This window comes from Scandinavium sp. UTDF21-P1B, from assembly GCF_040750395.1.
Classification (GTDB): Bacteria; Pseudomonadota; Gammaproteobacteria; order Enterobacterales; family Enterobacteriaceae; genus Scandinavium.
This window is the reverse complement of record NZ_JBFLVD010000013.1, coordinates 56,634-70,482: the sequence shown is the minus strand read 5'-3', so window position 1 is coordinate 70,482 and position 13,849 is coordinate 56,634. Positions and strand designations below refer to the sequence as shown.

Here is a 13,849-nt window from a genome sequence, read left to right as displayed (position 1 = left end):
GAGAAACAGGATATGCGGCTATTATTGCGGAAGTCACCTTGTCGAATTACCATGATGAGGACTCTATATATTAAAAATCGGACATAAGATGAAGATCAACCCGGAAGATTCTTTCAATCCGGATAGGTTTGATGAGTTAGTTATCGGGATTGCATCCGATATGGGGGTACACGATTCCGGGATGCACAGTCACCAGCGCCATCAGCTCCTTTTTTCGGCAGCCGGAAGTATCACGATTGAGCTGGATAATACCCTGTGCCTGCTTCCGCCCCGGCGTGCTGCCTGGATCCCGTCCGGCACGCTTCATCGGGCCATTATGAATGGTGCGATGGCCTATCGTTCATTGTACTTTTCATGCACTTTACCGTTATCTGATTTGCCCCTGCAGATAGTTGAAGTTAACCCCCTGTTCTTTGAAGTGATAGAGCGGATGGCATTCTGGCAGTGGGGAATGGCTGAAGAACAACAACGCAGTCTCATCACCGTTTTTTGTGAAGAAATTAAAAACGCACAAAGTGAAAACTGGACGGTGAGATTTCCTTCAGATAGTCGTCTGAGCGCATGGCTGGACAGAGTACGCAGGGGGGAATTACCCCCACGCCTGGGACAGTTAGCCCAAAAGGTCGGCGCATGTGAACGCACAATAAGCCGTATTTTTATCAGGGATACGGGAATGAGTTATCAGAGCTGGAGGCAGCAGTGGAGGCTCATGAAAGCAATGGAAATGCTATGTGGCGGTTGGCCGTTAAGTCAGGTTGCACAGCACCTTGATTTTGTCAGCGACAGTGCCTTTATCGTTTTTTTCCGTCATTATACGGGGACAACACCGACTCGCTATCTGCGTCATTCAGGCGCTGAAAATCAGGCCTTATCTTCTGTTTAACCGCTAAACAAAAAAGCGCCCGCAGGCGCTTTTCTTTTAAACCATTAAGGCTTCTTCTTCGGCCAGTCGTCGTCATCGTCCCATTTGTCGTTGAAGTCACGATGTGGGGGAAGCTCAGGCTTGTTTGCCATAAACTTCTTCGGATCGACGCGCTTGAGATCTTTGATCACGTTAATCATCACGCCTGCCAGAAACACCAGCACCAGAATCCACCAATATTTTGCCAGCCAGTCCATGCCTGTTACCTCTCAAAGTCATGCCGCCTACGCGACCAGTTGTTCCATAATCCGCTGATACATCCGGGCCAGAAGCTGCAGGTCGGCGGCGTTCACGCATTCGTTGATTTTATGAATGGTGGCGTTCACCGGCCCAAGCTCTACCACCTGCGCCCCCATCTGTGCGATAAAGCGCCCGTCGGAGGTGCCGCCCGTGGTCAGCAGCTGCGGTTTAATTTCATTATAGTGCTCAATGGCATTCACCACCGCATCCACCAGCTTACCGCGGGACGTCAGGAACGGCTGGCCGGACACCCACCAGTCAACGCTGTAGCGCAGCTCGTGTTTATCCAGCAGGGCGAGCACCTTCTGTTTAATCATTTCGTCGGTCAGTTCGGTGCTGAAGCGGAAATTGAACTGTACGAACAGCTCGCCCGGAATGACGTTGTTGCTGCCGGTGCCTGCTTTGATGTTGGCAATCTGCATGCTGGTCTGCGGGAAGAATTCGTTGCCTTTATCCCACTCCGTCGCCACCAGCTCGGTGAGCATCGGGGCTGCGCGGTGCACTGGGTTATCGGCCAGATGCGGATAAGCCACGTGGCCTTGCACGCCGTGAATGGTCAGATTGCAAGTCATGGAGCCGCGACGACCGTTTTTCACCACGTCGCCCACCACTTCAGTGCTTGATGGTTCACCTACCAGGCAGTAATCCAGACGCTCGTTGCGCGCCATCAGTGCTTCCACGACTTTCACGGTGCCGTGGGTGGCGCTGGCTTCTTCATCGGAGGTAATAAGAAATGCCAGACGACCTTTGTGGTTCGGATGCTGTGCGACGAAGCGTTCTGCCGCAACCACCATCGCTGCCAGAGAACCTTTCATGTCTGCGGCACCGCGCCCGAACAGCATGCCGTCGCGAATGGTGGGTTCAAACGGTGGATTGATCCAGCGATCGGCATCGCCGGTTGGCACCACGTCGGTATGTCCGGCAAAGGCGAGCGTTTCCCCTTTGCCGCGCCAGGCCCAGAAGTTTTGGGTATCGCCAAAGTCCATGGCTTCCACGGTAAAACCAATTGCGCGCAGGCGCTCAACCATCAGCGCCTGGCAGCCCGCGTCGTCGGGGCTAAGGGAAGGGCGGCGAATAAGCTGCTGAGCCAGCTCAATGACCGGGCATGACATACACTACACCTCGTTAAACGTCTGGTAACTGGAATCACTAAAGCCCAGCAGCATAGGCTGACCGGGCGCGCAGAGCAATGGGCGTTTGATGATTGCCGGCATTTCGATCATCAGCGCGGCGGCGGCATCGGCGTTGGTAATGGTGGAACGAAGCGATTCATCCAGCTTGCGCCAGGTGGTGCCGCGCGTATTGAGCAGCGCTTCCCAGCCCAGCTCAGCGATAAAAGTGTCTAACAATGCACGATCGAGACCGTCTGCCCGGTAGTCATGAAAGCGATACTCCACATGATGGTTATCCAGCCAGCGGCGGGCTTTTTTAATGGTGTCGCAGTTTTTAATCCCATACATCGTAATCATGGTTAATCCTTTTGCAGTAAAGCAGGTGAATAGCTCAGATTTTTAGAATAAGCGAAAAGCCTGCCTGAATCATACGCGAAATAGGCCTCAGACCCTACCACGGTCGTCTGAAAATAGCGCGAAAATAAGATGAATGAATTTTCGGTAATAGTGCATAACGAGGTGAAATCATGCGGAAGTTGTACTGTTTCTGAATATTGCTGTGCGTCACATTAAATTAACATAAACTCGCTCATAGTTAGCACATGCCCGGTCTGTAAGGGCTGAGAGGCAGTTATCGCAGCGATGGAGCAAACCGTCTTCACACCACCAGGCTATTTTCGTACACTACCCATAATAATAAGAGAGGCTGTTATGATCGAACATGAACTGGGAAACTGGAAAGACTTTATCGAAGGGATGCTTCGTAAATAATTCCAAATAAGAGCAAATGTGCTAACTGTTTTCGAGGTGTACCGGCAGGAGCGACAAAAAAGGCGACCAGCAAAGTCGCCTTTTTTAATGCCTGCTTTTTATTCCGGCTTCGGCTTCAGCGGGAAGCGACGACGCACCAGCACGAAGAACAGCGGTACGAAGAAAATGGCCAGTACGGTCGCAGAAATCATCCCGCCCATTACCCCGGTGCCGACAGCATGCTGGCTGCCGGAGCCCGCGCCGGTGCTGGTCGCCATCGGCAGCACGCCGAAGATAAAGGCCAGCGAGGTCATCAGGATTGGGCGCAGACGCTGGCGGCAGGCGTGCAGCGTGGCCTTCAGCAGATCCTCACCCTTCTCATTCATTTCGTTCGCGAATTCAACAATCAGAATGGCGTTCTTCGCCGACAGCCCGATAACCGTCAGCAGACCGACCTGGAAGTAGACGTCGTTTTCCAGCCCGCGCATCCAGGTGGCGAGCAGTGCGCCGATTACCCCAAGCGGCACCACCAGCATGACCGAGAACGGCACCGACCAGCTCTCATACAGCGCTGCCAGGCAAAGGAATACTACCAGCAGCGAAATGGCGTACAGGGCAGGGGCCTGCGCGCCGGAGAGGCGTTCCTGGTATGACATTGCCGTCCACTCCAGACCAAAGCCTGTCGGCAGCTGACTGACCAGCTGTTCCATCACCTGCATTGCGGTCCCGGTACTGACGCCCGGTGCGGCTTCACCGATAATCTCCAGCGCGGAATAGCCGTTGTAGCGTTCCAGACGCGGCGAACCGGTTTCCCAGCGTGAGGTGGCAAAAGCAGAGAAAGGAACCATTTCGCCTTTGTTATTACGCACGTACCAGAAGTTGATGTCGTCCGGCAGCATGCGGTATGGCGCGGCGGACTGCACGTAAACCTTCTTGGTACGGCCCCGGTCCATAAAGTCGTTGACGTAGTCTGAGCCCCATGCGGTCTGCATGGTGTCATTGATGTCATCGATAGAGATGCCGAGCGCCTGCGCTTTGCGCTGGTCGATATCAATCTGCAGCTGCGGGCTGTCGTCGAGGCCGTTGTGGCGTACGCGGGTCAGCTCAGGATCGCTGGCTGCCAGATCGAGCAGCTTATCACGGGCGGCCATCAGGGCCGTGTGGCCCAGCCCGGCGTGATCCTGCAACTCCATGTCGAAGCCTGCTGAACTGCCGAGGCCGCTAATCGCGGGCGGGTTGTTGGCGAACACGCGCGCTTCGTTGATCTTATTAAAGGCTTTAGTGGCTCGTTCAATAATGGCAAACGAGGAGCCCGTTTTGGCGTCGCGGTCGTCCCAGTCCTTCAGGCGAATAAACATACGCGCCACGTTCTGGCCGTTGCCTCCGGGGCCGGAGCCGATGGTGGCAAAGATAGAGGCAACGTTAGCCTTCTCGTTTTTAAAGAAGTAGTCCTCGACCTTCTCCACAACCTTCAGCGTCTGCTGCTGCGTGGAGCCGCTCGGCAGCTGAATAGAGGTCAGGAACATGCCGCGGTCTTCCTGCGGCAGGAAAGAGGTCGGCAGCCTGAGGAACAGGAACACCATCCCGCCCAGCAGCAGGACGTAAATCAGCATCCAGCGCATGCTGCGGTGGAGGATTTTGCCGACGCGGGTTTCGTAGCGCTCGGCGTTGCGGTTGAACATGCGGTTAAACCAGCCGAAGAAGCCTTTTTGCCCGTGCTGTTCACCCTTGTGCAGAGGCTTAAGCAGCGTGGCGCACAGCGCGGGCGTCAGGATCAGCGCCACCAGCACCGACAGCACCATCGCCGACACGATAGTCACCGAGAACTGGCGGTAAATCGCGCCGGTGGTGCCGCCGAAAAAGGCCATCGGGATAAATACCGCTGACAGCACCATCGCGATGCCGACCAGCGCACCCTGAATCTGACCCATCGATTTTCGCGTCGCTTCACGCGGCGAGAGCCCTTCTTCACTCATGATGCGTTCGACGTTCTCCACCACCACGATGGCGTCATCCACCAGCAGGCCGATGGCTAATACCATCGCGAACATCGTCAGGGTGTTTATCGAATAGCCAAAGGAGAAGAGGATGGCGAAAGTGCCCATCAGCACCACCGGCACGGCGATGGTCGGGATAAGCGTGGCGCGGAAGTTTTGCAGGAACAGGTACATCACGAGGAACACCAGCGCGATGGCCTCCAGCAGCGTTTTCACCACGTCGTGAATCGATGCCTTAACGAACGACGTGGTCTCATACGCTATTTTGTATTCCAGCCCGTGCGGGAAATAGTGCGAGAGTTCGTCGAGACGCGCCAGCGTCGCCTCTGCGGTCTGCATTTCGTTAGCGCCGGAGGCGAGCTGAACCCCAAGCCCGGAAGCCGGATTGCGGTTATAGCGGCTGAGGTAATCGTAGTTTTCCGCGCCGAGTTCAACGGTGGCAACGTCGCCGAGTGTGACAACGGAACCGTCCTGATTAACGCGCAACGTGATATCGCGGAACTGCTGCGGCGTCTGCAGCAGGGATTGCGCATTTACCGTGGCGTTCAGCGCCTGTTTGTTCACCTGCGGCGTACCGCCCAGCTGGCCGACGGCGACCTGGGCGTTCTGTGAGTTGACTGCATCGGTCACGTCTTTGGTGGTCAATTGATAGCTGTTGAGCTTCGCCGGGTCCAGCCAGATGCGCATTGAATACTGCGAACCGTAGGCGGTGATGTTGCCCACGCCGTTGACGCGGCTCAGCGGCTCCTGGACGTTACTGGCGACGTAGTCAGCGATGTCCTGCTTATCCATACTGCCGTCCGTGGACACGAACGCGATGGTCAGGATGTTGGTATCGCCGGTTTTACGTACCGTCACGCCCTGATCCTGCACGGCCTGCGGCAGTTTTTTCAGCGCAGACTGTAGCTGGTTTTGCACCTGCTGCATCGCTTCGTTCGGATCGGTTCCGGCGGTAAAGGTGATGGTGACAGTCGCCTGCCCGGCAGAACTACTCTGGGAGGACATGTACATCATGTTGTCGAGCCCGGTCATGTTCTGCTCGATAACCTGGGTGACCGTATTTTCCAGCGTTTGTGCGGAAGCCCCTGGATAGTTAGCGATGATGCGCACGTTTGGCGGCGCTAAATCAGGATATTGCTCAACGGGAAGCGACAAAATTGCCAGCGTGCCGGTCAGGCACAACAGAATGGCCAGCACCCAGGCAAAAATGGGGCGATCGATAAAGAAATTCGCCATCAGAATCAGGACCTCATTACGCGTATTTTTTTGTTATGACAGGCTTTGCACACTGTAGCGGCAAGGCCTGGGCGAAACGTGGAGAAATTAAGGAGATAGTGTAAATTATCATGCCGCTTTTCGCCCAAAGCATACATAAGTCAAGATAAACGTCCGTAAGGACAAAATGTGACGTAGCGCGTAGACTGAGACGCTTATTTGACGCTGAGGAGCCAGCATGGCGTTTCACATCGACATCATCAAAGACAAAATCCTGTCGGACAATTACTTCGTTCTTCGCAACATCACCTATGACTTAACGCGCAAGGATGGCGAAGTGGTGCGCCATAAGCGCGAAGTCTACGACCGCGGCAACGGCGCGACGATCCTGCTCTATCATCCGCAAAAGAAAACCGTGGTGCTGGTGCGTCAGTTCCGCGTGGCGACGTGGGTTAACGGCAACGCCGATGGCAGGCTGATTGAAACCTGCGCCGGCCTGCTCGATGACGACGAGCCGGAAGCGTGCATTCGCAAAGAAGCCGTTGAGGAAACCGGTTATAAGGTGAAGGACGTGCGCAAAGTGTTTGAACTGTATATGTCGCCGGGCGGCGTGACGGAGCTGGTGCACTTTTTTATCGCTGAATATGACGACTCACAGCGGGCCAACGCAGGTGGCGGCGTGGAAGATGAAGATATTGACGTACTGGAACTGCCGTTTAGCCAGGCGCTGGCGCTGGTGAAAAGCGGCGAAATCCGCGACGGCAAAGCCGTCATCCTTCTGCAATATCTGCACAACGCCGGTTTAATGGACTAATCCGATTGAGTAAAAGATGGCCGCCAGCGAGGATACGAGCCAGTTTGGGGCGCTTTTTTCTTCTGGGGTCATCTCGTGCTTTACCGTCTGTTTTTCCTTTGCTGGCTTCTCGGGTTGCCGTTGACGCAGGCCTGGAGTGCGCCTGTGCAACAGGAATTCAGCGACTGGCAGGTTACCTGCAATAACCAGAACTTCTGTACGACGCGAAACACCGGCTTACATCACGGGCTGGTGATGACCCTGACCCGCAGCGCAGGGGCGCACAACGACTCCACGTTGCGTATCGAACTGGGTGGCCCGCAAAATGTGCTGCCCAAAATCCCGCCCATTGCTCCCCGCTTGCTGCTGGATGCGTCACCACTGAAGCTCACCGGCGATCGCTGGCAGATTACGCCGTGGCACCTCAGTACTCATGATACGCAGACCATCAACGTCTTCCTGCAGCATATTCAGGAAGGACAGGCGCTGACGCTGGTGCAGGGCACGCAGCAAATTTCCCTGCAGGGGCTGAAAGCGGCGCTGCTGTTTATCGACGACAGGCAAAAACGCGTCGGAAGCGAAACGGCGTGGATTGGAAAGGGTGATGAGCCCCCGCTGAGCGTGCCGCCTGCGCCCGCGCTGAAATCCGTGGCGAAAGTTAACCCGACGCCTGTGCCGTTCAGCCACGACGAATTTAACGATCTCCTGGATTATGGCAGTCTGCGCATGAGCAGCAGTCAGTGCTCGCTCGACCCGCTTCGGCGCGAAGTGTGGGTTACACCGCTTACCGATGAAAAAGCGCTGCTGATGATGAGCTGTGAATCCGGGGCGTATAACACTATTTATCGCGCATGGCTGGTATCACGGCACAAGCCGTTTGTGGCGCAGGCCGTGCGCCTGCGTCTGCCGTTTCAGCCGCCGGACAGCGAAGAAAGGGAGATTGAACTGGTCAATCTCACCTTCAACGACAAAACCCGGGAGCTGATCACGCTGGAGAAGGGACGCGGCCAGGGCGACTGCGGTGTGCAAACGCGCTGGCGCTATGATGGCCAGCGTTTTCGTCTGGTGCGCTACGCCGGGCAACCGGCCTGCGACAGCTGGCAGGGGCCGGATGCCTGGCCGACGCTGTGGATCACTCGCTGATTGCCCGATGCGCTTCGCTTATCGTGCCTGCAAGGGCTGGTGCTTTGTAGGCCGGATAAGGCAAAGCCGCATCCGGCAACAACCAACGACTATTTCCCCAACACCTTGTGCGCCTTCGCGACGATATTCTCTACCGTAAAGCCGAAGAACGGGAACAGCTTCTCGGCAGGCGCGGACTCCCCGAAGGTTGTCATGCCGACAATCGCCCCTTTCAGCCCGACGTATTTGTACCAGTAGTCGGCAATCCCGGCTTCTACCGCCACGCGCGCCGTTACGTCCGAAGGCAGTATGGATTCGCGATACGCTTCATCCTGGGCGTCAAATACATCCGTAGAGGGCAGCGATACCACGCGAACGTTGTGCCCGGCACCCGTCAGTTTTTCCGCCGCCAGTACGGTGATTTCAACTTCCGAACCGGTGGCGATAAGGATCAGATCGGGTTTACCTCCCGCGTCTTTCAGCACATAGCCGCCGCGCGCGATGTCTTTCACCTGATCCGGCGTGCGTTCCATCTGCGCCAGGTTCTGACGCGAGAGGATCAGCGCCGTCGGCCCGTTGTGCCTTTCGATAGCCGCTTTCCACGCCACTGCCGTTTCCACCTGATCGCATGGTCGCCAGGTACTGAAGTTCGGCGTCAGACGCAGGCTGGCTAACTGTTCAACTGCCTGGTGCGTCGGACCGTCTTCGCCAAGCCCGATGGAGTCGTGAGTGTAAACCATGATCTGCCGGGCCTTCATCAGCGCCGCCATGCGCGCCGCGTTGCGGGCGTATTCGACGAACATCAGGAAAGTGGCAGTGTAAGGCACGAAGCCGCCGTGGTGGGCGATACCGTTGGCGATGGCGGTCATACCGAATTCTCGTACGCCGTAGTGAATGTAATTTCCGGCATGATCTTCTTTCAGCGAAACCGACTCTTTCCAGATGGTCAGGTTGCTGGGCGCAAGGTCGGCTGAGCCGCCCAGCAGCTCCGGCAGCATTGGGCCATAGACATTGAGCGCATTCTGCGACGCTTTACGGCTGGCGATTTTAGCGGGTTCAGACTGCAATTTTTCAATATAAGCCTGAGACTCACTCTGCCAGTTTTCCGGCAGCTCACCGCGGGTGCGGCGTATAAATTCTGCTGCCAGTTCAGGATGTGCTTTTTTGTAGGCTGCGAGCTTTTCATTCCAGCTCTGCTGGGCTTTTTCGCCTTTCTCATGGGCGTCCCAGGCCTGGTAAATCTCTTTTGGGATCTCAAACGGCGGGTACTTCCAGCCCAGCTGCTTACGCGCCAGCGCCACTTCTTCTTCGCCCAGCGCCGAGCCGTGCGACTCCTCTTTCCCGGCCTTGTTCGGTGAACCAAAGCCAATCACCGTCCGGCAGATGATCAGCGACGGTTTGTCCTTCACGCTTTGTGCTTCCAGAATCGCCTTTTTCACCGCTTCCGGATCGTGCCCGTCGATCTCATGCACTACGTGCCAGTGATAGGCCTCGAAGCGTTTGGCGGTGTCGTCGGTGAACCAGCCTTCGGTTTCACCGTCAATGGAAATACCGTTGTGATCGTAGAAACCAATCAGCTTACCGAGCCCCAGCGTGCCTGCCAGAGAACAGGCCTCGTGCGAGATGCCCTCCATCAGGCAGCCGTCGCCCATAAAGACGTAGGTATAGTGATCGACGATATCATGATCCGGCCGGTTGAACTGCGCAGCGAGCGTGCGTTCAGAAATCGCCAGCCCGACGGCATTCGCCAGCCCCTGACCGAGCGGCCCGGTGGTGGTTTCAATGCCCGGCGTATAGCCTATTTCTGGATGGCCAGGCGTTTTGGAGTGCAGCTGGCGGAAGTTTTTAATCTCTTCCATCGACAAATCGTAGCCCGTCAGGTGCAGCAGGCTGTACAGCAGCATGGAGGCATGGCCGTTGGATAAAATAAAGCGGTCGCGGTCGAGCCAGTGCGGGTCGTTCGGGTTGTGCTTTAGAAAATCGTTCCACAGCACCTCGGCGATATCCGCCATCCCCATGGGCGCGCCCGGGTGGCCGGAATTGGCTTTCTGTACTGCGTCCATGCTCAGGGCGCGAATGGCGTTGGCAAGCTCTCTACGGGACATAGTTATTCTCCGTGGCAAAAATTACAGTTTGGCGGCAAGCAGATCTTCGAGTTTGCGCTGATCGACGGCGAACAGGCGGATGCCTTCGGCCAGTTTATCCACCGCCATGGCGTCCTGATTGTGCTCCCAGCGGAACTGCGCTTCGGTGAGCGGTGCAGGGCGGTTAAAGAACTGCGAGGCCGGGATCAGTTTGCGCTTCACTTCAGCATCTTTCTCCTGCAACTCTTTCAGCAGCGGCGGGGCAATGGTCAGCCTGTCGCAGCCCGCCAGCGCCAGAATTTGCTCGGTGCGACGGAAGCTTGCGCCCATCACCACCGTTTCATAACGGTGCTGTTTAAAGTAATCGTAGATATTGCGCACCGATTTCACGCCGGGATCTTCTTCCACCACGTACGGATCCATCGGCTCGCGCTGCTGATACCAGTCATAGATACGCCCGACGAACGGGGAAATCAGGAACACGCCCGCTTCTGCGCAGGCGCGGGCCTGGGCAAAGGAGAACAGCAGCGTCAGGTTGCAGTGAATGCCCTCTTTTTCCAGCACCTCGGCGGCACGAATGCCCTCCCAGGTTGACGCGAGCTTGATAAGAATGCGGGATTTGTCGATGCCCTGATCGGCATACAGCTCTACCAGATGGCGCGCTTTTGCGATGCTCTTGTCTTTATCGAACGACAGGCGTGCGTCCACTTCGGTGGAAACACGCCCGGGAATACTTTTCAGAATTTCTACCCCGAAGTTGACCGCCAGTTTGTCGCTGGCGTCAACCACCTGCTGTTCGCGGCTTGCCCCCTGCTTTTTGGCATAGGTCACGGCGTCGTCAAGCAGGTGTGCGTAGTGCTCAAGCCCGGCGGCCTTGAGTAAAAGCGACGGATTGGTGGTGGCATCTTCGGGCTGATAATGGCGGATGGATTCGATGTCGCCGCTGTCGGCGACCACGGTGGTGAATTTCTTAATGCCATCTAGCTGGTTCATGAAATAAGACTCCTTAGAAAGCAAGGCGTTATGCGAATGTTTTCGCTTGCCGTTCCGGATGATGAATGAAGGTCTTAACTCAAAAGCATAGCAGACGACGATCGCCTTGCTTTGCGATGCGTGTTAACAGAGGTGTTAAAAATTAATAACAAAATGGCGTTTTGATGACGAGAGTATGGCGGCCTTCAAAGTTTACAAACCAGTAACGGAGGATACTCAGGGGTTAGCACCGGAAAGACATTTCTCCTGATAATGACGTGATGTAAAAAAGGAACCCCAAATGGATGACCAGTTAAAACAAAGCGCTCTCGACTTCCACGAATTCCCAGTCCCCGGGAAAATTCAGGTTTCGCCTACCAAACCGCTGGCGACCCAGCGTGACCTGGCTCTGGCCTATTCGCCGGGCGTTGCCGCCCCGTGCCTTGAAATCGAGAAAGACCCGCTGGCGGCCTACAAATACACTGCCCGCGGCAACCTGGTGGCGGTGGTTTCTAACGGTACCGCGGTACTTGGCCTCGGTAATATCGGTGCGCTTGCCGGGAAGCCGGTGATGGAAGGGAAGGGCGTGCTGTTCAAAAAATTTGCCGGGATTGACGTGTTCGATATCGAAGTGGATGAGCTCGATCCGGATAAGTTCATCGATGTGGTCGCTGCGCTGGAACCCACTTTTGGCGGCATTAACCTCGAAGATATCAAAGCGCCGGAGTGCTTTTACATTGAGCAGAAGCTGCGCGAGCGCATGAACATTCCCGTGTTCCATGACGATCAGCACGGTACGGCGATTATCAGCACGGCGGCGATCCTGAACGGCCTGCGCGTGGTTGAAAAAAATCTTTCTGATGTGCGCATGGTGGTCTCCGGAGCAGGCGCGGCGGCAATTGCCTGTATGAACCTGCTGGTGGCGCTGGGGATGCAGAAACACAATATCGTGGTCTGCGATTCAAAGGGCGTTATCTATAAAGATCGCGAACCGAACATGGCGGAGACCAAAGCGGCCTACGCGGTGATTGATGACGGCAAGCGCACGCTGGACGACGTTATCGAAGGCGCTGACATTTTCCTCGGCTGCTCTGGCCCGAAAGTCCTCACCCAGGAGATGGTGAAGAAAATGGCCCGCGCGCCGATGATCCTCGCGCTGGCTAACCCTGAGCCGGAAATTTTGCCAACCCTGGCGAAAGAGGTGCGTCCGGACGCCATCATCTGCACCGGGCGTTCCGACTACCCGAATCAGGTGAACAACGTGCTCTGCTTCCCGTTCATCTTCCGCGGCGCGCTGGACGTGGGCGCAACGGCGATTAACGAAGAGATGAAACTTGCGGCGGTGCATGCGATTGCCGAACTGGCGCACGCCGAGCAAAGTGAAGTGGTGGCCTCCGCCTATGGCGATCAGGATCTGAGCTTTGGCGCGGAGTACATCATTCCAAAACCGTTCGATCCGCGCCTGATTGTGAAAATCGCGCCGGCCGTGGCCAAAGCGGCGATGGATTCGGGCGTGGCGACGCGTCCGATTGCCGATTTCGCCGCCTATGAAGAGAAGCTGAGCGAGTTCGTCTACAAAACCAACCTGTTCATGAAGCCGATTTTCTCCCAGGCGCGCAAAGAGCCGAAGCGCGTGGTGCTGGCGGAAGGTGAGGATACTCGCGTGCTGCATGCTACCCAGGAGCTGATTACGCTTGGTCTGGCAAAGCCGATTCTGATTGGTCGTCCGAACGTTATCGAAATGCGTCTGCAAAAGCTTGGCCTGCAAATGAAGCCTGGCGTGGACTTTGAAATCGTCAACAACGAATCTGACCCACGCTTTAAAGAGTACTGGATGGAGTATTACGCCATCATGAAGCGCAAGGGGATCACCCAGGAGCAGGCGCAGCGCCACGTGATCAGCAACACCACGGTGATTGGCGCGATCATGGTCCAGCGTGGTGAAGCGGATGCGCTGATTTGCGGCACCATCGGCGATTATCATGAGCACTTCACCGTGATTCAGCAGCTGTTTGGCTATCGCGATGGCGTCCACACGGCGGGCGCAATGAACGCGCTGCTGCTGCCAAGCGGCAACACCTTTATTGCTGACACCTACGTCAACAACGACCCAACGGCGGAGCAATTGGCGGAAATCACCCTGATGGCGGCGGAAACCGTGCGCCGCTTCGGGATTGAGCCGCGCGTGGCGCTGCTGTCGCATTCGAACTTTGGATCGTCGAACTGTGCAGCGGCAGTCAGAATGCGTGAGACCCTTGAGCTGGTGCGGGCGAGCGATCCGGAACTGATGATCGACGGGGAGATGCACGGCGACGCCGCGCTGGTGGAAAGCATTCGCCAGGAACGGATGCCAGACAGCCCGCTGAAAGGTGCCGCCAACATTCTGGTGATGCCGAATATGGAAGCGGCGCGTATCAGCTACAACCTGCTGCGCGTTTCCAGCTCAGAGGGCGTGACCGTCGGCCCGGTGCTGATGGGGGTGGCCAAGCCGGTGCACATTCTGACGCCAATCGCCTCGGTACGCCGCATCGTCAATATGGTGGCGCTGGCGGTGGTTGAGGCGCAGACTGAGCCGCTTTAAGGAGTTTGTCGGGTGGCGCTACGCTAACCCGACTTACAGGATAGCGTAGGCCGGGCAAGCG

At 56.4% G+C, this 13,849-nt stretch carries 11 protein-coding genes; 5 read left to right on the top strand and 6 right to left on the bottom strand.

What is annotated here, in order from left to right:
- Positions 1–88 precede the first annotated feature (88 nt).
- Positions 89–883, top strand: a complete 795-nt coding sequence (locus AB1287_RS09905) for a helix-turn-helix domain-containing protein (RefSeq protein ID WP_435617655.1) — start codon at positions 89–91, stop codon at positions 881–883.
- Positions 884–927: 44 nt separating this feature from the next.
- Here the strand turns inward: AB1287_RS09905 and AB1287_RS09900 are convergent, their stop codons facing one another.
- The 3 genes from AB1287_RS09900 to AB1287_RS09890 are packed head-to-tail and all read right to left on the bottom strand — an operon-like array spanning position 928 to position 2,631.
- Entirely contained in the window at positions 928–1,119 is a 192-nt protein-coding gene (locus AB1287_RS09900; RefSeq protein WP_312625099.1) for a YpfN family protein, read from the bottom strand.
- Positions 1,120–1,146: 27 nt separating this feature from the next.
- The gene (dapE, locus tag AB1287_RS09895) at positions 1,147–2,274 is read right to left on the bottom strand and encodes a succinyl-diaminopimelate desuccinylase (protein ID WP_435617654.1); all 1,128 of its coding nucleotides are present in this window, start codon (positions 2,272–2,274) and stop codon (positions 1,147–1,149) included.
- 3 nt (positions 2,275–2,277) lie between these two features.
- Positions 2,278–2,631 carry an ArsC family reductase gene (locus AB1287_RS09890; RefSeq protein ID WP_312625102.1) on the bottom strand — a complete coding sequence of 118 codons (354 nt, stop codon included), beginning with the start codon at positions 2,629–2,631 and terminating at the stop codon, positions 2,278–2,280.
- 354 nt (positions 2,632–2,985) lie between these two features.
- Between AB1287_RS09890 and ypfM the strand changes: the two genes are divergently transcribed.
- On the top strand, positions 2,986–3,045 hold the full coding sequence (gene ypfM / locus AB1287_RS09885; protein ID WP_100181659.1) for a protein YpfM: 60 nt from the start codon (positions 2,986–2,988) through the stop codon (positions 3,043–3,045).
- Between the two features lie 98 nt (positions 3,046–3,143).
- Here the strand turns inward: ypfM and acrD are convergent, their stop codons facing one another.
- Complete coding sequence (gene acrD, locus AB1287_RS09880; RefSeq protein WP_435617653.1) at positions 3,144–6,257, bottom strand: multidrug efflux RND transporter permease AcrD; 3,114 nt, start codon at positions 6,255–6,257, stop codon at positions 3,144–3,146.
- Positions 6,258–6,474: 217 nt separating this feature from the next.
- Between acrD and nudK the strand changes: the two genes are divergently transcribed.
- Both nudK and AB1287_RS09870 read left to right on the top strand, forming a co-directional pair.
- A complete protein-coding gene (gene nudK, locus AB1287_RS09875; protein WP_312625104.1) occupies positions 6,475–7,050 on the top strand; it encodes a GDP-mannose pyrophosphatase NudK in 576 nt (191 codons plus the stop codon).
- A gap of 75 nt (positions 7,051–7,125) precedes the next feature.
- Positions 7,126–8,172 carry a DUF1176 domain-containing protein gene (locus AB1287_RS09870; protein ID WP_312625105.1) on the top strand — a complete coding sequence of 349 codons (1,047 nt, stop codon included), beginning with the start codon at positions 7,126–7,128 and terminating at the stop codon, positions 8,170–8,172.
- Between the two features lie 89 nt (positions 8,173–8,261).
- Here AB1287_RS09870 and tkt read toward each other — a convergent pair whose 3' ends face one another.
- The gene (tkt, locus tag AB1287_RS09865) at positions 8,262–10,256 is read right to left on the bottom strand and encodes a transketolase (protein WP_435617652.1); all 1,995 of its coding nucleotides are present in this window, start codon (positions 10,254–10,256) and stop codon (positions 8,262–8,264) included.
- Positions 10,257–10,277: 21 nt separating this feature from the next.
- Complete coding sequence (tal, locus tag AB1287_RS09860; protein WP_312625107.1) at positions 10,278–11,228, bottom strand: transaldolase; 951 nt, start codon at positions 11,226–11,228, stop codon at positions 10,278–10,280.
- A 280-nt stretch (positions 11,229–11,508) separates the two neighbouring features.
- Between tal and maeB the strand changes: the two genes are divergently transcribed.
- Complete coding sequence (gene maeB / locus AB1287_RS09855; protein WP_312625109.1) at positions 11,509–13,788, top strand: NADP-dependent oxaloacetate-decarboxylating malate dehydrogenase; 2,280 nt, start codon at positions 11,509–11,511, stop codon at positions 13,786–13,788.
- Positions 13,789–13,849: the final 61 nt, after the last annotated feature.

Coding starts and splice junctions, on each gene's coding strand:
- AB1287_RS09905 (WP_435617655.1), top strand. CDS start 89: ATGAAGATCAACCCGGAAGATTCTTTCAATCCGGATAGGTTTGATGAG.
- AB1287_RS09900 (WP_312625099.1), bottom strand. CDS start 1,119: ATGGACTGGCTGGCAAAATATTGGTGGATTCTGGTGCTGGTGTTTCTG.
- dapE (WP_435617654.1), bottom strand. CDS start 2,274: ATGTCATGCCCGGTCATTGAGCTGGCTCAGCAGCTTATTCGCCGCCCT.
- AB1287_RS09890 (WP_312625102.1), bottom strand. CDS start 2,631: ATGATTACGATGTATGGGATTAAAAACTGCGACACCATTAAAAAAGCC.
- acrD (WP_435617653.1), bottom strand. CDS start 6,257: ATGGCGAATTTCTTTATCGATCGCCCCATTTTTGCCTGGGTGCTGGCC.
- nudK (WP_312625104.1), top strand. CDS start 6,475: ATGGCGTTTCACATCGACATCATCAAAGACAAAATCCTGTCGGACAAT.
- tkt (WP_435617652.1), bottom strand. CDS start 10,256: ATGTCCCGTAGAGAGCTTGCCAACGCCATTCGCGCCCTGAGCATGGAC.
- tal (WP_312625107.1), bottom strand. CDS start 11,228: ATGAACCAGCTAGATGGCATTAAGAAATTCACCACCGTGGTCGCCGAC.
- maeB (WP_312625109.1), top strand. CDS start 11,509: ATGGATGACCAGTTAAAACAAAGCGCTCTCGACTTCCACGAATTCCCA.